This window comes from Angustibacter speluncae (assembly GCF_054777815.1).
The window spans coordinates 13,857-34,337 of sequence record NZ_BAAHAF010000053.1; the positions used below are offsets into that span (position 1 = coordinate 13,857).

17 protein-coding genes and 1 tRNA gene are annotated in these 20,481 nt (G+C 73.4%); 3 read left to right on the plus strand and 15 right to left on the minus strand.

The window, feature by feature from the left end:
- Nucleotides 1–102 precede the first annotated feature (102 nt).
- Nucleotides 103–1,017 (plus strand): hypothetical protein, encoded by a 915-nt coding sequence (locus tag ACYVKY_RS05795; protein WP_460434026.1) that lies wholly within the window; start codon nt 103–105, stop codon nt 1,015–1,017.
- Between the two features lie 4 nt (nt 1,018–1,021).
- On the opposite strand, the gene ACYVKY_RS05800 is transcribed toward ACYVKY_RS05795, so the two are convergent.
- Genes ACYVKY_RS05800 through ACYVKY_RS05815 form a run of 4 tightly spaced genes read right to left on the minus strand, consistent with a single transcriptional unit; the run spans nt 1,022 to nt 5,160 of the window.
- Nucleotides 1,022–2,020: an alpha/beta hydrolase gene (locus ACYVKY_RS05800; protein ID WP_460434027.1), complete on the minus strand. Its 999-nt coding sequence runs from the start codon at nt 2,018–2,020 to the stop codon at nt 1,022–1,024.
- Complete coding sequence (locus tag ACYVKY_RS05805) at nt 2,017–2,841, minus strand: carbohydrate ABC transporter permease (RefSeq protein WP_460434028.1); 825 nt, start codon at nt 2,839–2,841, stop codon at nt 2,017–2,019. The genes ACYVKY_RS05800 and ACYVKY_RS05805 overlap by 4 nt, the downstream gene beginning before the upstream one ends.
- Nucleotides 2,838–3,815, minus strand: a complete 978-nt coding sequence (locus ACYVKY_RS05810) for a carbohydrate ABC transporter permease (protein ID WP_460434029.1) — start codon at nt 3,813–3,815, stop codon at nt 2,838–2,840. The genes ACYVKY_RS05805 and ACYVKY_RS05810 overlap by 4 nt, the downstream gene beginning before the upstream one ends.
- 7 nt (nt 3,816–3,822) lie before the next feature.
- Nucleotides 3,823–5,160: an ABC transporter substrate-binding protein gene (locus tag ACYVKY_RS05815; protein WP_460434030.1), complete on the minus strand. Its 1,338-nt coding sequence runs from the start codon at nt 5,158–5,160 to the stop codon at nt 3,823–3,825.
- 202 nt (nt 5,161–5,362) lie between these two features.
- Here ACYVKY_RS05815 and ACYVKY_RS05820 point away from each other — a divergent pair, with 202 nt between their 5' ends.
- The gene (locus ACYVKY_RS05820) at nt 5,363–6,421 is read left to right on the plus strand and encodes a LacI family DNA-binding transcriptional regulator (protein WP_460434031.1); all 1,059 of its coding nucleotides are present in this window, start codon (nt 5,363–5,365) and stop codon (nt 6,419–6,421) included.
- 71 nt (nt 6,422–6,492) lie between these two features.
- On the opposite strand, the gene ACYVKY_RS05825 is transcribed toward ACYVKY_RS05820, so the two are convergent.
- The 4 genes from ACYVKY_RS05825 to ACYVKY_RS05840 all read right to left on the minus strand — a co-directional run bounded on the left by ACYVKY_RS05825 (nt 6,493) and on the right by ACYVKY_RS05840 (nt 12,293).
- Complete coding sequence (locus tag ACYVKY_RS05825; protein WP_460434032.1) at nt 6,493–7,809, minus strand: hypothetical protein; 1,317 nt, start codon at nt 7,807–7,809, stop codon at nt 6,493–6,495.
- A gap of 74 nt (nt 7,810–7,883) precedes the next feature.
- A complete protein-coding gene (locus tag ACYVKY_RS05830) occupies nt 7,884–8,999 on the minus strand; it encodes a COG1361 family protein (protein WP_460434033.1) in 1,116 nt (371 codons plus the stop codon).
- A 71-nt stretch (nt 9,000–9,070) separates the two neighbouring features.
- The gene (locus ACYVKY_RS05835; RefSeq protein ID WP_460434034.1) at nt 9,071–10,876 is read right to left on the minus strand and encodes an alpha/beta hydrolase; all 1,806 of its coding nucleotides are present in this window, start codon (nt 10,874–10,876) and stop codon (nt 9,071–9,073) included.
- A 328-nt stretch (nt 10,877–11,204) separates the two neighbouring features.
- Complete coding sequence (locus ACYVKY_RS05840; RefSeq protein WP_460434035.1) at nt 11,205–12,293, minus strand: LacI family DNA-binding transcriptional regulator; 1,089 nt, start codon at nt 12,291–12,293, stop codon at nt 11,205–11,207.
- Nucleotides 12,294–12,522: 229 nt separating this feature from the next.
- Here ACYVKY_RS05840 and ACYVKY_RS05845 point away from each other — a divergent pair.
- Nucleotides 12,523–12,598 (plus strand) — tRNA-Lys (locus tag ACYVKY_RS05845).
- Nucleotides 12,599–12,612: 14 nt separating this feature from the next.
- On the opposite strand, the gene ACYVKY_RS05850 is transcribed toward ACYVKY_RS05845, so the two are convergent.
- The 7 genes from ACYVKY_RS05850 to ACYVKY_RS05880 all read right to left on the minus strand — a co-directional run bounded on the left by ACYVKY_RS05850 (nt 12,613) and on the right by ACYVKY_RS05880 (nt 20,361).
- Entirely contained in the window at nt 12,613–13,452 is an 840-nt protein-coding gene (locus tag ACYVKY_RS05850) for an SMP-30/gluconolactonase/LRE family protein (RefSeq protein WP_460434036.1), read from the minus strand.
- A 1-nt stretch (nt 13,453) separates the two neighbouring features.
- Complete coding sequence (locus tag ACYVKY_RS05855; RefSeq protein ID WP_460434037.1) at nt 13,454–14,458, minus strand: Gfo/Idh/MocA family protein; 1,005 nt, start codon at nt 14,456–14,458, stop codon at nt 13,454–13,456.
- Nucleotides 14,455–15,921, minus strand: coding sequence for a glycoside hydrolase family 1 protein (locus tag ACYVKY_RS05860; RefSeq protein ID WP_460434038.1), 1,467 nt, complete (start codon nt 15,919–15,921; stop codon nt 14,455–14,457). Before ACYVKY_RS05860 ends, ACYVKY_RS05855 begins: the two co-directional genes overlap by 4 nt.
- Nucleotides 15,918–16,811: a carbohydrate ABC transporter permease gene (locus ACYVKY_RS05865; protein WP_460434039.1), complete on the minus strand. Its 894-nt coding sequence runs from the start codon at nt 16,809–16,811 to the stop codon at nt 15,918–15,920. The genes ACYVKY_RS05860 and ACYVKY_RS05865 overlap by 4 nt, the downstream gene beginning before the upstream one ends.
- Nucleotides 16,808–17,797 carry a carbohydrate ABC transporter permease gene (locus ACYVKY_RS05870; protein ID WP_460434040.1) on the minus strand — a complete coding sequence of 330 codons (990 nt, stop codon included), beginning with the start codon at nt 17,795–17,797 and terminating at the stop codon, nt 16,808–16,810. The genes ACYVKY_RS05865 and ACYVKY_RS05870 overlap by 4 nt, the downstream gene beginning before the upstream one ends.
- 102 nt (nt 17,798–17,899) lie before the next feature.
- A complete protein-coding gene (locus ACYVKY_RS05875; RefSeq protein WP_460434041.1) occupies nt 17,900–19,198 on the minus strand; it encodes an ABC transporter substrate-binding protein in 1,299 nt (432 codons plus the stop codon).
- 173 nt (nt 19,199–19,371) lie between these two features.
- Entirely contained in the window at nt 19,372–20,361 is a 990-nt protein-coding gene (locus ACYVKY_RS05880; RefSeq protein ID WP_460434042.1) for a LacI family DNA-binding transcriptional regulator, read from the minus strand.
- Between the last annotated feature and the right edge of the window lie 120 nt (nt 20,362–20,481).

The following is a 20,481-nucleotide window of genomic DNA, read 5'->3' on the forward strand; positions in this document are numbered from 1 at the left end:
GCTGCAGGCGGGTCACGGGCCTTGGCCGCACCCGCCCGCCGTGGTTCACTCGATCGCGTCGCCGGACCGGCGACGCCCCCTCTCCCTGCAGGTGGTCCCCGGATGGCTCAGGCGCGACGTCGGCACGCCGCGCGTCCGCTCCCCCGCCGCCGCGACCCCCGCCGGCTCGGCGCCCTGCTCGTCCTGGTCGGCCTGGCCGGCCTGGGCGCCGTCGCCGGGCCCGTCTCCGGTCCGGACGTCGCGCTCGCGTCGGGTCAGCAGGCGGCGGTCGGCGCAGCAGCCGTCCCGCAGGAGCGCCTGGCACCTCGTCGGGTGTCGCGCGACCAGGCGCGTGCGAGCGTGGTGCAGGCGGCCGCCGACGCACCCGTGGCCGCCGTGAGCGCGCCGCTCGCGGTGCCCGGCTCGACCCCCGGGTACGCCCAGGACGAGACGGCCGTCGTCGCCGACCCGGCGCGCGGCGCGGCGGTCCTCGCCCGGCTCGACCGCGGGGCTCGCGTCGACCTCACCGGCCGCACCGAGGCCGGGTTCGCCGAGATCGTCGTGAACGGCGTCACCGCCTGGGTGCGGGCGGCCGACACCGGCGCGAACCCGCCGCCGGCGGAGGTCGAGGAGGCCGCTGGCGACACTGTCGTGGCGAGAGGCTCTGTGCCGCAGGGGGTGTCGGGTGAGCCGTGCCCCGGCGGCAGCGCCGTCGAGAGCGGCCTGCGCGCCAGCACGATCACGACCTACCGCGCCGTCTGCGCGGCCTTCCCGGGCCTCAGCTACGGCGGCCTGCGTCCCGGTGACGACGGGGAGCACGGGACGGGCGAGGCGCTCGACATCATGGTCGACCGGGCCACCGGCGACCGGGTCGCCGCGTACCTGCAGGAGAACGCCGGCCGGCTCGGGGTCGACAACGTCATCTGGCGCCAGCGCATCTGGTTCGTCGGCGATCCGTTCACGCAGTGGAAGGCGATGGCCGACCGCGGCTCGCCGACGGCGAACCACTACGACCACGTGCACGTCGGGACGCGCTGACGCCCTACGTCCCGGCGGCGGGGCGCGCCTCGGGCGGTGCGACCAGGAGCCGCTGCAGCCACCCGACCCGGGCCGCCCGGGCCCGCACCGACAGCTCGGCGTCCGGGGCGAGGAAGTCGAAGCCGTGGACGCCGCCGGGCCACACGTGCAGCTCGGCCTCGCCGCCGTCCGCCCAGATCCGGCGCGCGAGCTCGACGTCCTCGTCGCGGAAGGTCTCGGCCGACCCGACGTCGACGAAGGCGGGCGGCAGCCCCCCGAGGTGCTCGGCACGCGCCGGGGAGGCGTAGCCCGGGACGTCGTCGCCGCCCGCGCGACCGGGGAGGTAGGCGTGCCACCCGGTGGCGTTCGCGGTGCGGTCCCAGGACCCGTGACCCGCCATCTGCCGCGCCGAGTGCGAGTCGTTGCGGTCGTCCAGCATCGGGCAGACCAGGAGCAGGCCGAGCGCGCGCGGCCCACCGCGGTCGCGGGCGAGCAGCGCCGTCGCGGCGGCCAGGCCCGCCCCGGCGCTGACCCCGGCGAGCACGACCCGGTCGCCGTCGAGCTCGAGCGAGCCGCCGTGGCCCGACACCCACTCGAGGGCCGCGTAGGCGTCGTCGACGGCTGCGGGGTACGGGTGCTCGGGGGCGAGCCGGTAGTCGGGCGAGACGACGGCGCACCCGGTGGCGTGCGCCAGCTGGGCGGCCCAGGCGAGGTCGTCGTAGGCCGTCCCGGCCACCAGGCCGCCGCCGTGCAGGTGCAGGAGCACCGGTGGCGGCGCGGCGGTCGCCGGCGGGCGCAGCACGACGAGCGGCACCGGTGCCGCGGCACCACGGGCCGGCACGGCGTGCTCGGTCAGCGCGAACGTGCCGTCCAAGGTCACGGCGTCCAGGTCCGGCGCGGGTGCCCGGTCGCGGATGCCGGCGATCTCGTCGGCGTGCAGCGCGGTGACGACGACGTCGGCCTGCTCGGTGAGGGCCCGCGCGATCTCGGGGTCGATCGGCGGCCGGCTGGTGGCGGTGGTCATCCCTTGAGAGATCCCTGCAGGAGGGCGGCGACGAAGCGGCGCTGGAAGACGAGGAAGAGGATCAGGGTCGGGGTCAGGATCAGCAGCGAACCGGCGCACAGCAGCGGGATGTCGGTGCCCCACTGCCCCTGGAAGGCACCGAGCGCGCCGGCCATCGTCCGTCTGGCCGGCTCGTCGACCAGCACGACGGCGAGCAGGAACTGGTTCCAGGTCCACAGGAACAGCAGGATCGCCAGGGACGACAGCGCGGGCATCGACAGCGGCACGTGGATGCGCCAGAACAGCTGCCACGTCCCGGCCCCGTCGATGCGAGCGGCCTCCGACAGGTCCGGCGGCAGGGTGACGAAGTGGGCGCGCATCCACATCACCGCGAACGGCATGTAGAGGCCGATCAGCGGCAGCACGATGGCCCACCGCGTGTTCAGCAGACCGAGGTCACGCATCTGGTAGTAGAGCGGGATGATCACGCCCTCGAACGGCAGCGTGAGCCCGAGGACGAACGCGATGAAGACGACGCGCCCGCCGGGCGGTCGCAGCTGGCCGAGCGCGAAGCCCGCGAGCGTCGCGAACAGCAGAGCCGCTGGGACGACGCCGATCTCGATGAGCACGCTCGACAGCAGCAGCCGGGCCATGCCGGACGACTGGAACGCGGTGACGAAGTTCGCCCACTGCGGGTCGTCCGGCCACTCGAGCCCGGACGGGTAGGTGCCCTGCGGGTGCAGCGCGGTCGCGAACAGGCTGACGAACGGCATCACCGTCACCACCATCAGCACGACCAGCAGCACCCGGCCGACCCACGTCTCGCGGGAGGACACGATCACGACTTCCCCTCCCGGTTGAACCACTGCAGGGGCAGCACGACGAGCAGCACCAGCACCATGAGCGCCACGGCGAGCGCCGAGGCCATGCCGACCTCGCGCTGGAAGAACGCCAGGTAGTAGATCTGCAGCCCCGGCACGAGCGTGCTGTTGCCCGGCCCGCCCTGCGTGGCGATGTAGACGATGTCGAAGCTGGCCAGTGCGGCGATGATCGTGATGGTGAAGCAGATGACGACCTCCTGCCGCAGGCTCGGCAGCGTGATCGAGACGAACTCGCGCAGCGGCCCGGCACCGTCGATGCGGGCGGCCTCGTAGAGCGAGCCGTCGATCTTCGACATCCCGGCCAGCAGCAGCAGCATGCACAGGCCGAACAGCACCCACGCGCCGATCACGCCGACGGCCGGCAGGGCCGTGCCGAAGTCACCGAGCCAGGCGCGGGTGAGGCCTCCGAGGCCCACGAGCCGCAGCACCTGGTTGACCAGGCCGTCGGTCGACAGCTGCCAGCTCCACATGATGCCCGCGGCGACCAGCGGGATGATCTGCGGCAGGAAGATCACGGTGCGGGCGACGACGGCCAGCCGGCTCGTCGCGATCTTGCGGATCGTGTTGGCCGTGAGCAGCCCCAGGGTCACCGGGACGAGGCTGAAGAACACGATCAGCTCGAACGCGTTGACGATCGAGCCGGACAGGCGCGGGTCCTCGAACAGCGCGGCGTAGTTGGCGAGACCGACCCAGGTCGAGGCGGTCACGCCGTTCCAGTCGTAGAACGAGTACTGCACCGTCAGGCCGATCGGCCGCAGCACGAAGACTCCGTACATCAGGGCGGCGGGCGCGATCAGCGCGAACGCGACGAGCGCGTCCCGCCGGCGCCGTGCCCGACGGGCACGGTCGCCGGCGAGCGCCACGGCCTCCACGGAGGGGTCGCGCCGGCTATCCGCCCCGCGACCGACGGCGGGGTCGGACAACCGTTGCGTCATGGAGCCGTCAGCCGCCGATCTGGCTCTCGTAGTCCGCCTGCACCGCCGTCAGCAGACCGGCGGCGTCCTGCTCCCCGGCCACGAGCTTCTGCAGGTTCGGCGTCCAGCTCTGCGCGTAGATCGCACCGGTCGCGTTCGCGATGAAGTCCATCGCGCCGTCGACCTCGCCGATCTGCGCGCCGGCCTCGAGGGTCTGGGCGGTGACGGTGTCGGCCGCGACCTCGGGCATGAAGGCGTCGGCAGGACCCATCGGACGCGAGCCGCCGACCTCGACCGAGATCGTCCGGGCGGTCTCGTCGGTCGCCGCCCAGTCGAGGAACACCGCTGCGCACTCGGGGTGCTCGGCGTTCGCCGAGACGCCGTAGGTGAGCGGCGCGGACATCGCTCCCTGCGACCCGCCCTCCTCGGCCGGGGGCACCAGGAAGAATCCCGCCTTGCCCGCCATCTGGGTGTCGAGGTTCCCGGACTCCCAGTCGCCGTTGAAGATGAACAGGCTCTCGCCGCCGATGAAGCGGCTCATCATCGTGGCGTAGTCCATGGAGTTCACGTCGTCGGCGAAGTAGCCGGCCTCGACCCAGCGCTGCAGGTGCTCGGCCGCCTCGAGGTTGGTCGGCGTGTCGATGGTGGCACCGGGCTGCTGGAAGATCCACGAGTTGATGTCGGCCGGCGGACCGTACGCGGCCATCAGCCCCTGCAGCGGGAACGCGAGCCCGCCGGTGGCACCGCCGTTGAACTGCGCCAGCGGGACGATGCCCGCCGCCTTCGCGTCGGCCATGGCCTGGTCGAGCTCGTCGAGGGTCGCGGGCGGCTCGGTCATGCCGATCTGCGAGGCCAGGTCCTTGTTGTAGAAGATGCCGGTGAGCGAGGAGTTGAGGCCCATCGCGTACAGCGGGCCGTCACCGCGACGGCCGTCCTCGTCGACGCGCATCTGCTCCAGCTGCGAGGCCGGCCACTGGTCCCAGCCCAGCGCCTCGGCGTACGGGTCGAGGTCGAGCAGCAGGCCGTCGGCGGCCAGCTCGGACACCTGCGGCAGGCGCATCAGGTCCGGCGGGTCGTCGGACAGCACCCGCGGCGCGTTCTGGGTGATGACGGCGAACTGGTCCTCGCGGATGTCGAAGGTGACGTTCGGGTTCTGCTTCGTGAACTCGTCCATCAGCGCCTTGGGGAGCGGGAAGCCGGTCTCGATGTAGGCGCTCAGCTCCACCGGGTCGTCGCCGCAGCTCGGGCCGTCCTCGGCGAAGGTCGGGGCCGCGTCGTCGCCGCCGCTGGGGGCGGGGTCGCTGCCGGGTCCGCTGCAGCCCGCGAGCACGAGCGCGCTGCCGGCGAGCAGCGCGAGGGCCGCCACCCGGCCCGGGGTCCTTCCACCACGTCGAGACACCGGTGTCTCCTTCCGATCTACGTCGCCGCCCCGGGGAGTCCGGGAGGTGTGCTAAATCGTGTTAGCAGTGGCAGTGTCGGCCCGAGCGCCGCACCTGTCAAGCGTCCCGCCGACGGCGCCGGGACGGCGGTCACGACCTGGTTACGATGTGCCCGGCAGAGGGGGTCCGATGGGACGACAGCGGGTGACCCTGGCGGACGTCGCCAGGTCGGCGGGGGTGTCGTCGCCGACCGCGTCGCTCGTGCTGTCCGGACGCGGCGACGAGCTGCGCATCTCCGACATGGTGCAGCAGCGCGTGCGCTCGGTCGCGACCTCGCTCGGCTACCGACCGAACATCGCCTCGATCGGGCTGCGCAAGGGCACGACCCGCACGCTCGGCTTCGTGTCCGACACCGTCGCGACGTCGCAGCTCGCGGGCGACATGATCAAGGGCGCGCTCGAGGCGGCGCGCGAGCGCGGCTACATGCTGTTCATCGGCGAGGACGAGGGTGACGACGCCGTCGAGCGCCAGCTGCTCGACGCGATGCTCGACCGCCAGGTCGACGGCATCGTGCTGGCGTCGATGTACACGCAGCGGCGGCGCGTGCCCACCCGGCTCGAGCAGGTGCCGGCCGTGCTGCTCAACGCGCTGCCGCAGGGCCGCCGGCGCGGCGTGCCGGTGGTCGTCCCGGACGAGCTCGAGGCGGGCCGGGCCGCCGCCCGGTTGCTGCTCGCGGCCGGCCACCGCGAGATCCACCTGGTCGGGGCGGGTCCCACGCCGGACGACGTGCCCGAGGGCGGCGTCGCCGCCGCCGAGCGGCTCGCCGGCATCCTCGAGGTGCTGGGCGAGGCCGGGCTGGAGCCCGCGAGCGGGCGGCTCCACGCGGCGTGGCACCCGCCCGAGGGCTACGAGGCGATGCACGCGGTGCTCGACCGGCCGCGCCGCGGCGGCCGGGCGCCGGGTGTGGTCACCTTCAACGACCGGCTGGCGATGGGCGTCTTCCAGGCGGTGCAGGAGCGTGGCCTGGCCGTGCCGGCCGACGTGGGCGTGGTGTCCTTCGACGACCACCCGATCGCGGACTGGCTGCGGCCGGGCCTCACCACGTTCGCGATCCCCCACCACGAGCTCGGACGCCGCGCCGTTCACCTGCTGCTCGACGCCGTAGCGTCCGGGCCCCCTGCGCGGGCGACGACCCACCGGGTGCCGATGCCGCTGCGCCTGCGCGGGTCGGTCGCCACCCGGGTCTGACCCGTCCGCGCGCGGGACGGGGCCGGGACGTCGCGCGCACGTCCCGACCCCGCACCGTCAGCGCCGCTCGCTCACTGCGCGAGCAGCCACCGCAGGATCGACGGGTCCTCGTAGGTCGGGGCCGCCGCCAGGTGCTGGTCGGGCTCGTAGAAGGCCGCCAGCGGGTACTCGGTGTACTTCACCAGCGCCGTCGCCTGCGCAGGCGTCTTGCCCGCGGCGACGTACGCGGCCCAGATCCGGTTGAACGAGGTCTGGCCGGTGGTCACGACCGGCAGCAGGTGGTCGCCGGTGCCGTGGGTGACCCACACCGGCGTCTCGGACGCCGCGATCGCCTGTGCCTGCGCCTCGCTCGCCACGAACCCGCCCGTCACGAGCGCCGCGTCGAACAGGCCGGGGTGGTTCTGCAGGGTCGCCCAGGCCAGGGTCGAGCCGTACGACACGGTCGAGGCGTAGATGCGGTCCTGGTCGACCGAGTACTGCTGACCGAACTGCGCGAGCAGCTCCACGACCAGGTTCGACTGCGCGGCCGGCGTCCCGGTGCGCCGGTTCTGCGGGGCGATCACGATGACGTCCTCGTCGGTGCCCGTCCAGGACTCCTGCAGCCACGCGACCGCCGGGATGTCCGAGACCACCTGCACGCCCTCGTTGTTCGTCCCGTCCGGGGCCTCGATGTAGCCCTGACCGAACCCCGGCAGGATGACCAGCAGCGGGTACGCGCGCGAGGGGTCGTAGTCCTCCGGCACGTGGTACGCGTACGGCAGCACGGTGCCCGTCGAGCCGGTGAAGCGCTCGTAGGTGAAGTCGTCCGCCAGCACGTTCACGGCGGGCTGGGTGGGGGCGTACTGGGTGAGCGACGGCCGCGCGAGCACCGGGCCGCGCCCCTGGCCCTGCCCGACGAGCCCGTGCACCTTGTCGTTCTGGACGACTCGCGTCTGGAGGTCGGTGTTGACCTTGACTCCGCCCTGCCAGGCGATGATGGTGCTGCCGCCCGGGTCGCGGGGCGCGAGCTCGACGATGACGTACCGGCCGCGGTCGGACTGCTTGTCGGCCTCGAGCGACGGGGTGTCGTTGGTGTAGACCGCCGTCACGGTGCGGTCCGCCCGCTTGGTCGGGTCGGTGAGGTCGGCGATCGGGTTGAAGCGGAAGTTGTAGAGGCTGTCCGAGACCGTGAAGCTGCCGGTGTCCAGGTTGCTGGGATCGACCGCCTGCGAGTACTTCACGGCCACAGCCGTGACCTTCTGACCGTAGGAGAGCACCTCGGTGATGGGCACCACCTGCAGGATGCCGGCGGGCTTGGCTGCGGATGCGGCGCCGGCGGTGCCGCCGGCGAGGAGCAGTGCGCCGGCGGCCGCGCCGGCGACCAGGGCGACGCGATGACGTCTCGACATGAAAGAGCCTCTCTGGGTGGGGATGACGTTGTGAGGGTTGTCTCGGACGCGGGGGCGGCGCGAGCGGCGCCGGGTCACGGGTCGGTCGGCGTCGCACCTCCCACCCCGACGGGCGCGGGCCGGGTCGCCGCCGCGACCGCCGCGTCGATGCGCGCCTGCACCCGCGCGGCCGACCGTCGGCGGAGCACGCGGACGACGACCACCCCGAGCACGAGCGCGGCGAGCAGCACGAGCTGCGACCACGGCACGGTCCACACCTCGAACGACGACCGCGCGGTGACGAGCTCGACCGGTACGTCGTCCGCGCCGACGCTCGCGGGGGTGGAGGCGACCTGGCCGGACGACCGGAAGAGCGGCGCGACGGGCAGCCGGACGCTGACGGTCGCGCTCGAGCCGGGCAGCACCTCGCGCTGCTGCGCGGACGCGGTCGAACCGGCGAGGCCACCAGGGCCTGCGAGCGAGACCACCGAGTCGGCGCCGAGCCGGACGTTGCCGTCGTTGCGCAGGTCGAAGACGACGGTGACCTCGCCGCGCGAGAACGGGTTCCACGACGGGGAGTAGGTGGTGCGCACCGCAGCCGGGCCCAGGTCGGCACGCACGTCGCCGCCCACCCGCAGGTGCACCCGGACGCCCACCCGGGAGGCGAGCTGCACGCCGCCCCCGGCGTCGCCGACCAGCTCGGCCACGACACCGACAGGGTGGTCGCCCGGTGCGGCGTCGGCCGGTACGTCGATCCGGACGGGGACCACCACCGTCGAGGCGGGGCCGACCTCCAGCACCACCCCGCCGCCGGGACGGTCCCTGGCCCCGGCGACCGGTCCGACGGCGACCCACCCCCCGGCACCCTGGTCGGGTGCGTCGGCCGGCAGCAGGTCGAAGCCGCCGTCGGCGGTGACCGTCCCACCGCCGGCGTACACCGCGAACGTCGCCGGTCTGTCGCCGAAGTTGGTGACCGCGACCAGGTCGTCGACCCCCGTCCCGGCCTCGACCTCGTGGCGCAGCGAGACCCGGTCGTCCGGTCCCTCCGCCGTCGCGGGACGCAGCGCCCACGTCGTCGCCGGCGGCGTGGCCGCGCCGGTGAGCGCGAGCGCCCAGACCAGCGGGGTCAGCAGCAGGACGAGTCGCTTCGTCGTCGTGCGGTGCGTCGTGCAGTGCGTGACGTGCCTCGTGCAGTGCGTCGTGCGGGACATCGAGCGGGTCCTCCGGGGTGAGGCGTGGCCGACCGGGTCCGCCGGTCGGCCACGCCTCGATCTGGGTGTCGTCAGTCGACCGGGAACAGCGACACGGTGAGCATCCCGGTGTAGGTACCGGGCTGGGTGCCGACCGGTACCTCGAGCCGCAGGCCGGCGCCGAGCGACGCCGTGCCGTACCTACCTTGGGCGTCGGCCGAGGCGAGCCTGGCCGGCACCGCGAGGCCCGGACCGCCGTCGAGCGCGGTGCCCACGGTCGCGCCGGGCACCAGGCCCGGACGCGGGGTCAGCACCTCCGGCGTCCACCCGAGGTGGGCGGCCGAGATCGACTGCCCGGTGGACGTGAACGCGTCGGACTGCCCGCTGACCGCCCAGCCGCCCTGGCCCGCCTGCTCGCTGGTGCGCGAGTCGGTGACCGTGACCTCGGGCAGCTCGCCGGTGAACCGCAGCCGGTCGCCCGTGTTCTCGGGTGCCGAGAGCTGCACGGCGTCACCGAAGTCCGCCACGGTCATCGCGAGGACACCGTCCTCGCCCTCGGGGATCACTGCCTCGACCGGGATCCCGTCACGCAGGTCGGCGTTGCGCCACAGGTGGTCCCGGGCGTAGCTGGTGAACAGCTGCCCGGCCGTCATACCGTCGTGGGCACCGGGCACCTGGGCCGTCGACGCCGGCACGCCTCGCGAGCGGAAGCTCTCGGCGATGGCGTTCTGCCGGTCCAGCGTCCCCTCGAAGACGCCGTTGCCGAGGAACACCTCCATCCCGTTGGTGCCCACGGCGGCCGCGACCGCGTCGTACTGGGCCTCGGTGAGGGAGGGGTTGCCCGAGAAGTGGCCGTAGTAGCCGAACGTGGTCGGGTAGCTGCGCATGACCACGCCGCCGGTCATGCCGCCGTACGAGAAGCCGCCGTACGCACGACCCTCGCGCTCGTCGGAGACGTTGTACCGCTCCTCGACGAACGGCAGGATCGTCCGCACCAGGTTGTCGGCCGCGTTCTGCTGGTTGTACGACGCGAACCCGAGGCTGTCCCCGGTGAAGTGGTTGCCCATCGTGATCGCCACGGTGGGCTCGATCTCGCCGCGGGCCGTCATGTTGTCGAGGATGTACGGCACGCTCGCGGGGACCATGAAGTCGGTCTCGTCGCCGAAGATCCCGTGCGCCAGGTACACGACCTTGTAGGGCTCTGCCCGGTCCGGGTCGTAGCCCGGTGGGAGGTAGACGCCCAGGTAGTGGCCGTCGTCGCCCAGGATCGTCGTGTACTCGACGTACTGCACGCTTCCCCGGTCGGCGGGGTCGGCAGCCGGCAGCTCGTACCGCGCCCGCTGCTCGAGCACCGGGTCGTCCTGCTTCGGCGAGTAGGGCACTCGCACCGCGTCCAGGACGTCGTTGTTGCGGGTGCGGAACGACTGGTCACCGGGCGGACGGGGGTCGGTGGAGGCCGGGTCCCAGATCCGCTTGTTCTCCCAGCCGCGGGTGGGGTCCCACACGCGGTACCAGTAGCTGATCGCGCCAGCGTGCAGGGGCAGCGAGACCGACCAGTAGCCGTCCGCGTCCTTGGTCATGTCGCGCAGGAACTCGGTGCCACCCGAGTGGTAGCGGCCGGTCTGCCACGCCTCCGGCTGGTAGCGGGTCGTGCCGGACCCCAGCCCGAGCAGGGTGAGGTCGCCGGCGAGGCGGACCTGGGTGGCCTGCGGGTTCTTGTAGACGAACGTGACCGTGTAGCCGGTCGGCGAGCTGTCGTTCGCGGTGATGGTCGGACCCTCGGTGCGGGCGTCCGCGGCGAGGGCGGGGGACGCCGCGAGGACACCCACCCCCAGCGCCACCGACGCGAGCAGTCCGACGGTGCGTCTGACCGTGCGTCGCGTGCTCGTGCTGCTCACTCGATACTCCCTCGTACCAGGCGTGTGTCGTCGCGTGCTCCGGTCGGGCAGGACCGGTCCCGGGGTCTGCGTGCCCCTCTGCGTCCCTCCGTCCCGTCGTGGGGTCGCGCCGCGGACGGACGGAGCCTGCGCGGCGCACCGCGGCCCGGCTGACGACGTCCACGTCGCCTGGGAGCTCGCCGGCACGGGGGCCGGTGGGTTCGCGGACAGGGCGACGGCGATGGCTGGACCGGTGAGATTGCCCTGCTAAACCGCTTGAGCAGATCGCACGCTAGACCCGTTCGCGGCGACTGGTCAATGGTTGTCCGAAGTCGCGCCTTCGCCGGGTTCAGCGTGGGGCGCGGGGGCGGGCTGCGGCGACAGAGGCGCGGTCGGCGAGCGGCATGGGCAGGCGGTGGACGGTGCCGGGCCCGATCTCGACGACCGGCGACGTCCCGTCCCGCCTGCGCTCCACCGCCGAGACCAGCAGGTCGACGGCGCGGCGACCCATGTCGTAGTGGGGGATGGCGAGCGAGGACAACCCGGGGCGCAGCCACTCGGCGAGCTGGGAGTCGTCGAAGGAGACCACCGAGACGTCGTCGGGCACCCGCAGGCCGGACTCGCCCAGGGCCTGGTACGCCCCGAACGCGAGGCGGTCGTTGAAGCAGATCAGCGCGCGCGGGACCCCCCACGAGTCCACCAGGTCCCGGGTCGCCCGCCAGCCCTCCGGCGGGATCCAGTCGAGGCAGCGGTGGCCGGTGGCCGGCTCGAGCCCCTCGGCGGCGAGCACCTCGGTGATGCCCGCCAACCGCTCGCGACCCGCCACCGTGCCCGGCGGCACGTCGTGGGCGGACGGTCCGGCCCCGACCAGGTGGATCTCCCGGTGACCGGCCTCGAGCAGCATCCGGGCGGCGGCCCGCCCGGCCTCCAGCTCGTCGGGCACGACCGACGGGATCGGCGTCGCGTCGTGGCTCAGGGTGTTCAGCAGCACGGCGGGGACCTGGTCGAGCAGATCGGGCAGCACCCGCAGGTGGGTGAACATCGACGCGAGCAGAATGCCGTCGACCTGCCGGTCGAGCATCGCCTCCAGCAGCCGGCGCTCGGTCGCAGGGTCGCCGCCCGACTCGGCGGTGAACAGCATGAAGCCGTGGTCGAGCGCCGCCGACAGCGCGCCCTGGATCAGGTCGCCCGCGAGCCGGGAGGTCGCGACGGTGTCGGAGACGAACCCGAGCGTGCGCGAGGTACCGGTGCTCAGGCCGACCGAGACGATGTTCGGCCGGTACCCGAGCTCGTCGGCGGTCGCGCGGACGCGCTGCTGGACGGCCTCGGAGATTCGCAGGTCGCGGGCCCGTCCGGACAGCACGAGGGACGCCGTGGCCGAGGAGACGCCGGCGGCGGTCGCCACGTCGGCGAGCGTGATGCGCTTGCTCCTGGCCATGCCCCTCCTCCCGGACGACTGCGGGCACGCTACGGGTGCCGGTGACCCCGCGGTGGGGCGGGCCCGTCCGCTGCGGACCGGGGCGGCGGGGTCGGCGCCGGAACGGACCTGCATCCGGTCCGGTGTGGACCCGGCACCGACGCGTCGGTACGCGGTCGCGCTGCCACGCGCTCCCCGGCGGCCTCTACGATGAGCCGGGGAAGGCGGCCTCGTGCGGCTGCACCACCCGGGGCCTCTAGCTCAATTGGCAGAGCTGCGGACTTTTAATCCGTAGGTTGTGGGTTCGAGCCCCACGGGGCCCACCACGCCGACGTCCGCGTCATCCGGCGAAGTCGGCGACAGGCACGCCGGGCACGTCCGCCCGGACGGTGAACACCGCTCCCGCGCAACCGTCGTCGTGGTCGAGATCGAGCTGCGACGTCGTGACGTACAGCGTCCGCAGGTCGTCGCCACCGAGCGCGCACGCGGTCACCCGGGGGGTCGGCAGCTCGACGACGCGGTCGAGCTCGCCGGCGGCGGTGTACCGGACGACCGCGCCGCCGTCCCAGAGCGCGACCCACACGCCGTCGGCCTCGTCGACGGTCAGCCCGTCCGGCACCCCGCGCGGGGGCGTCGCGAACGGGATGCGTCCGGCGACCTCGCCGTCCGCGGTGGTCCGCAGCAGGTCGACGCGTCCGGTGCCGCTGTCGACGTAGTACGCCGTGAGCCCGTCGGACGTCCACCCGAGCCCGTTCGACGTGGAGACACCGCGCAGCACGGTGGTCACCGTCCCGTCGGGGTCGAGCCGGTGCAGCGCTGCGGTACCGGGCGTCTCCCCGAGGGTGCCGCACCAGTACCGGCCGTGCGGGTCGCACGCCCCGTCGTTCATCCGCGCGCCGGGGACGCCGCCGACGTCGGCGAGCACCCAATCGACCGTCCCGTCCTCGTCCAGCAGCGCGAAGCCGTGGTCGACCCCGAGCACGGCGCCGCCGCCGCGACGGGGGCGGGGAGCCGCGACCGCGTCACCGACGTGCGTCCGCACCAGCTCGTCCGGACCGACGAGGTGCACGAGGTCGCCGGCCAGCATGTCGACCAGGCGCAGCGACCCGTCGGGCCACCAGACCGGGCACTCGCCGTGGTGGAGGCGCCACTGCGTCAGCCGCTCCGCGACGTCGACCACCTCAGGACCCGACCCGCACCGCGGCCAGCTCGTCCGGCCGGGCCACCCCGAGCTGCCCGAGCGCCTGCTCGAGCACCTCCGCCACCGCGAGCGTCGTGGCGAGCGGGTGCAGCGGGCTCTCGGTCAACCCGGCCCGGACGCACTCCTGCACGTGCTCGAGCACGTGCACGTACCCGGCGCCGGTGGCCGGCACCCTGACGTCGCGGTCGCTCCCCGCCGCCGACCGCACGCCCAGCCCGGACGGCGACCACAGCGGCGCCTCGACCCGGACGCGACCCGCCGTCCCCTGCAGGACGGCGTCGTCCGGGGCGTCGCTGCTGAACGTCGCCGACAGCAGCGAGATCCCGCCGTCCTCGTGCGTCAGCAGCAGCCCGCCCAGCACGTCGACGCCGTCGTCCGAGACCTCACCCGCCGCGCGGACGGCGGCGACCGGCCCGAGCAGCAGGTGGGCCAGCCAGACCGCGTAGACGCCGATGTCGAGCAGCGCGCCACCGCCCTGCCGCGGGTCGTGCAGCCGTCCGCCCGGCACCGCCGGCACGACGGACCCGACCGAGGCGTGCAGCGCCCTCGGACGGCCCGCCTCACCGCTGCGGACGACGTCGAGCAGGGCGGCGGTCACCGGCAGGAAGCGCGTCCACATCGCCTCCATGCAGAAGACGTCCTGCTCGCGCGCCACCTCGACGAGCCGCTCCGCACCGGCGAGCGTCGCGGTGAGCGGCTTCTCGACGAGCACCGCCGTCCCCGTCCGCATCGCCGCGACGGCCGCCTCGAGGTGCGTCGTGTGTGGGGTGGCCACGTACACGACGTCGACGTCGGCGGCCAGGGCCCCGACGTCGGTGTACGTCGCCGCCGCACCGTGGGCGTCGGCGAAAGCCGTTGCGCCCGAGACGGTGCGCGAGCACACGCCGTGCACGACAGCGCCGGGGGTCAGCCGGAGGTCGCCGACGACCTTCGTCGCGATGGGGCCGGTCCCCACCACGCCCCAGCGCACTGCCGACGAGCTCACCCGGACGCCAGGCCGTTCCGCCGGATGACCTCGGCGTACCAGTGGGCGCTGTCCTTGGGCGTGCGCACCTGGGTGTCGTAGTCGACGTGGACGATGCCGAACCGCTTCGAGTAGCCGTAGCCCCACTCGAAGTTGTCGAGCAGCGACCACAGGTAGTAGCCGCGCACGTCGACGCCGTCGCCGATCGCCCGGTGCACCGCCCGCAGGTGGTCGTCGACGTAGGCGATCCGGTCGGCGTCGTGCACGGCGCCGTCGGCCGAGACGACGTCGGGGTAGGCGGCGCCGTTCTCGGTGACGTGCACCGGCACGCCGGGCGCCTCCTCGTGCAGCCGCACCAGCAGCCGGTGCAGGCCCTCGGCGTCGACCGGCCAGCCCATCGCGGTCAGCGGCCCTGCGGGCTCGGGGAACTCGACGTCCTCGCTGCCCACCCACGGGCTGTGCGTGCTCGCGCCGTGGCCGTCGGCCTCCTGGCGCTCGCTCGTGCCGTCCCACGCGCGGACGACCGTCGGCGAGTAGTAGTTCAGCCCGATCGCGTCGAGCGGCTGCTGCACCACCTCGAGGTCGCCGTCGCGCACGAACGCCCAGTCGGTGACGCCGGCGGTGTCGACCAGGACGTCGGCCGGGTACCGCCCGTGCAGCACGGGGTCGAGGAACACCCGGTTCTGCAGGCCGTCGACCCGGCGCGCGGCGTCGACGTCGGCCGGGGCGGCCGGGTCCTGCGGGCGCACCCAGGCCAGGTTGAGCGTGATCGCGACGGGGACGCCGGGCGCGTGCTCGCGCACGGCGAGCGTGCCGAGGCCGTGGGCCAGGTTGAGGTGGTGCACCGCCGCCAGGGCCGAGGCGGGCTCGGTGCGGCCCGGGGCGTGCACGCCGCTGGCGTAGCCCAGGTAGGCCGAGCACCACGGCTCGTTCAGCGTGATGACGGTGCTCAGCCGGTCGCCCAGCGCCTGCGCCACGACGGCCGCGTACTCGCCGAACCGCTCCGCGGTGCGGCGGTCGGTCCAGCCGCCGCCGTCCTCGAGCGCCTGCGGCAGGTCCCAGTGGTACAGCGTCGCGGCCGGCGTGATGCCCGCCGCGAGCAGCTCGTCGACCAGCCGGTCGTAGAAGCCCAGCCCCTGCGGGTTCACCGGGCCGAGCGCGTCCGGGGTGACTCCTGGCGTGATGCGCGGCCAGGCGATCGAGAACCGGTAGGACGCCAGGCCGAGCCGGCGCATCAGCGCGACGTCGTCGCGGTAGCGGTGGTAGTGGTCGTCGGCGACGTCACCGGTGTCGCCGCCGTGCACCTTGCCCGGGGTGCGCGAGAACGTGTCCCAGACCGACGGCGTGCGCCCGTCCTCGTCGTGCGCGCCCTCGATCTGGTAGGCAGCGGTCGCCGCACCCCAGACGAAGCCGGGCGGGAACGCGAGGTCCGCGACGTCCGAGGACGCCTGCGGCGCAGTGGATCGCGCGTCGACGGCGGTCACCCCTTCACCGCCCCGGCCATGATGCCGCTGACGATCTGACGTCCCAGCACGACGAAGACGACGATCACCGGCAGCGTGCCGACGAGCGTGCCGGCCATGATGATCGCCTGGTCGGGCACGTACCCGCTGCCGAGGTTCTTCAGCGCCACCTGCACGGTCGGGTTCGACGACACCAGCGCGATCACCGGCCAGAAGAAGTCGTTCCACGCGGCCATGAAGGTGAGCATCGCGAGCACCGCCATCCCGGGCCGGGCGATCGGCAGCACGATGCTCCACACCGTCCGCAGCGACGTGGCGCCGTCGACGCGGGCGGCCTCGATCAGCTCGTCGGGCAGGGCCTGCACGAGGTACTGGCGCATGAAGAAGACTCCGAAGGCGGTGACGAGCGAGGGCAGGACGACGGCGGACAGCTTGCCGGTGAGGTCGAGGGCGGCCATCACCTGGTAGAGCGGGACGATGCCGAGGGTCGGCGGGATCATCATGGTGCCCACCGTGATGGTGAACAGCACCTTCTTGCCGGCGAACCGCTGCTTGGCGAACGCGAAGCCCGACAGCGTGCACAGCAGGACGGTGGTGACGGTGATGATGCTGGAGACGGCCACCGAGTTCCAGATCGCCAGCCCGAGCGGCTGCGCCTCCCACGCGCTGACCACGTTGCGCCACAACCCGTCCCCCGGCGTGAGCGGTGGCGGGAACTGGTTCATCTCGGACATCGGCCGGCTCGCCGCGACGATCATGTAGTAGAAGGGCGCGAGGAACAGGAAGGCCGTCACGACCAGCAGGACGTACGCGACGGGTCCCGCCTGGTCGCCGCGGCGCGGCCGCCGGCGCGAGGGCCGGGTCGGGAGCGGTGCGGCCGCGGCGACGTCGCGGACGGGTACGGCGGTCATCGGGCTCCCTTGGCGTCTCGGGTCCGCCAGCGGGCGATCCCGGTGTTGAGCAGGACGAGCAGGACCACCAGGACGAAGGTGACCCAGGCGATCGTGGCCGCCCGTCCGAGCTGGAAGTAGTCCCAGCCCTGCTGGTACATGAACAGGCCGAGCGTCTGGTACTGGCCGAGCGCGCCACCGTTGGCCTGGCCGTTGCCGAACAGCAGCGGCTCGCCGAACAGCTGGGTCGCGCCGATGGTCGAAACGACGACGGTGAACAGGATCGTCGGGCGCAGGCCGGGCAGCGTGATGTGCCGGAACTGCTGCCACCGGTTCGCGCCGTCGAGCGCGGCCGACTCGTACAGGTCCTGCGAGATCGACTGCATCCCGGCGAGGTAGATCAGGGCGTTGTACCCGGTCCACCGCCAGGTGACGATCACCGCGATCGCGATCTGCGCCGACAGGTCGCCGTTGCGCCAGTCGATCGCGTCGACGCCGAACCACGACAGCACCCAGTTCACGAAGCCCGCGTCGCGCCCGAACAGCTGCGCGAACACCAGGGTGGACGCCGCGACCGAGGTGGCGTACGGCATCAGCATCGAGATGCGGAAGAAGTTCCGCACCACCATCCGGTAGTTCAGCAGGTGCGCCAGCCCGAGGGCGAGCAGCAGTTGCGGCACCGTCGACAGCACGCCGATCGTGATCGTGCGCCACAGCGAGTTGTAGAACTCGGGGCTGTCGAAGAGCCACCGGTAGTTCTCGAGCCCGACGAACACCATCGGCGAGCCGAGCTGGAAGTCGTTGAGGCTGATCCACGCCGTCCAGGCGAGCGGGAACAGCCCGAACGCGAGGAACAGCAGGAAGAACGGCGAGACGTACAGGTACGGGGCGGCGCGCAGCTCGAGGCGGAAGAGCCGGGCGCGCAGCCCCGCGGGGGCCTTCGGCGGTGGTGCCTGGGCGACCCGGACGCCGTCGGCACCCGCGCGCGGCGGGGTCTGGACAGCCATGACGGCCTCCTCGGTCGGGACGGATCGGGACGTGCGGGAGCGGGACGGACCCCGGGTGGGTGGACGGGCGCGCCGGTACGCGCCCGTCCACCCCGCGGGAGGTCAGCCCAGCTGGTTCTCGACGGCGCGCTGCGCCGCGGTCCAGGCGTCGTCCGGGCTCACGTCGTTGACCTCGACGGTCAGCAGCGCGTTGGTGATCTCGTTCTTCAGCACGCCGTCGTCCGGGCCCAGGATCTGGGTGGGCGCGGACGTGGCGATCTCACCGAAGATGCGCCCGATCGGTGCGCCGCTGAAGTACTCGTCGGTGGTGTCGGCGACCGCCTCGATCGCGGTGGTGTTCGAGGGGAAGTTGCCGCCGACAGCGAACACCTTCTCCTGCTGCTCGGGGGCGGTCAGCCACATCGCCAGCTTCACCGCCTCCTCCTGGTGCTCGGAGGCGGCGGGGACGCCGAGGTACGCGCCGCCCCAGTTGCCGGCCGCGCCGCCGGGCAGCGAGGTGACGCCCCACTTGCCCGAGCCCTCCTCGCCGGCCTGGCCCTTGATGTAGCCGATCATCCAGGACGGGCAGGCGATGGTCGCGAACGCGCCGTTGCCGAAGCCCGGGTTCCACTCCGGGTCCTCGAACTGGGCGAGCTTCGCGGTGAGGTCGCCCGCGGCCGCGGTGGCGGCCAGGTCGAACGCGTCCCGCACGGCGGGGTTGGAGTCGTAGACGAGCTCGCCCGCCTCGTCGTAGTAGATCTCCTCCTCGGTGGAGATGATCGCGTTGTAGAGGCCGCCGGCCGAGTCGGTCCACGCGCTCCCGGCGGGCGCCGAGGCCTTGTACTGCTCGCCGAGGGCGAGGTAGTCCTCCCACGAACCCATCTCGGCGGCCAGCTCGTCGGGGTCGGTCGGCAGGCCCGCCTGCTCGAGCAGGTCGGTGCGGTAGCAGATGCCGGTCGGCCCGATGTCGGTGCCGATCCCGACGACCTTGCCGTCCTCGGTCGTGGCGGCGTCCTGCTTGGCCTGGGTGTACTCGCCCAGCTGGTCGGCCGCGGCCGTCCCGGTGAGGTCGACCCACTTGTCGGCGAGCTCGGTCGTCGCGGTGCGGATGCGGGCGACCTCGATGCCCTGGATGTCGGCGGTGCCGCTGCCGGCGTTGAGCTTGGTCAGCAGCGCCGGCCAGTAGGTGTCCTCGCCCTGGGTCGTCTCGTACCGGATCGTGATGCCGGGGTTCTCGTCCTCGTACTGGTCGAACAGACCGGCCTCGTCGTACCCGAAGGTGCCGAACAGGCTCACGCTCAGCTCGATGTCGCCGCCGTCGGGGGTGCCCGCGGCCTCGCCGTCGCCCCCGCAGCCGGCGAGAGCCAGCATGGCTCCGGCCGTGACCGCCGCGGTCGCCATCCGTGCTCGACTCGTCCTCATGTCGATGGTCCTTCCGCCTCGCCGTCGAGGCACCTGGGGGCCGGCGTCACGATCGTGCCGCAGGATGCGAGAGCGCTCTCGCACCATCGCTCGCACAGACTCACCGACACTGCCAGGGCTTGTCAACGACTTCTGGCGACAAATGCGAGAGCGCTCCCGCGTTGCGTTCCGGTTCAGGCGGACGAGCGCACCACGAGCTCGGTGCGCAGGCGCACCAGCGACGGGGCCGTCTCACCCTCGTCCAGGGCGGCGACCACCGAGAGCGCCATCCGGCGCCCGAGCTCGGCGATCGGGTGGTGGACGGTCGTCAGCGGGGGGTGGGTCGCCTGCGCGAGCGGGATGTCGTCGAACCCGACGACCGCGACGTCGTCGGGCACCGCCAGGCCGCGCTCGGAGACGGCCCGCAGGGCCCCCGCCGCCATCAGGTCGCTGGCCACGAAGACGCCGTCGACGCCCCGCTCGCGGTCGAGCAGCTCGTGCATCGCGCGGTACCCGCCCTCGACGGTGTAGTCGCCGGTGACGACGTCGTCGTCGGACGGGACCAGCCCCGCTGCGACCATCGCCGACCGCCAGCCGGACAGGCGGTCGAGCGAGCCGGCCATGTCGGTGGGTCCGCTGATGGTGGCGATCCGGGTGCAGCCCCGGTCCACGAGCCGCTGCGTCGCGACTCCGGCCCCCTGCACGTTGTCGACCTCGACGACGGGCAGGTCCGCGGCCGCGGGGTCGAGCGAGCGGCCGGCGAGCACCACGGGGATCCCGAGCGCCGCGAGCCGGGCGGGCATGTCCTCGCTCCCGTGCAGCGACACGAACATCGCCGCGTCGAGGTGGCCGCCCGAGGCGAACCGCTCGAGCTGGTCGCGGTCCTCGTCGGTGGCCACCACGACGAAGACGAGCTGGAGCCGGTGCGCCGCGACGACGCGGTGCGCGCCCTTGAGCACGGCGGCGAAGAACGGGTCGGAGAAGAACTTCTCCTCGGGCTCGCAGACGACGAACGCGACGGCGTCGCTGCGCCGGGTGACCAGGGTGCGGGCGGCGGCGTTGGGCACGTAGGCCATCGACGCCGCGATCGCGCGGACGCGGTCGCGGGTCGCGTCGCTCACCCGGGCCGACCCGCGCAGCGCCCTGCTCGCCGTCGCCCGGGAGACACCCGCTGCGGCCGCCACGGACTCGAGCGTCGCCGGGACGCGCTGCCCTGACCCGACCATCCGCGGCGCCCCTCCCTGACGACCCGTCCGAGCGGACGGCGAGCGCCAGCGTAGTTGCGCCGCACCGGCCCGCTCACC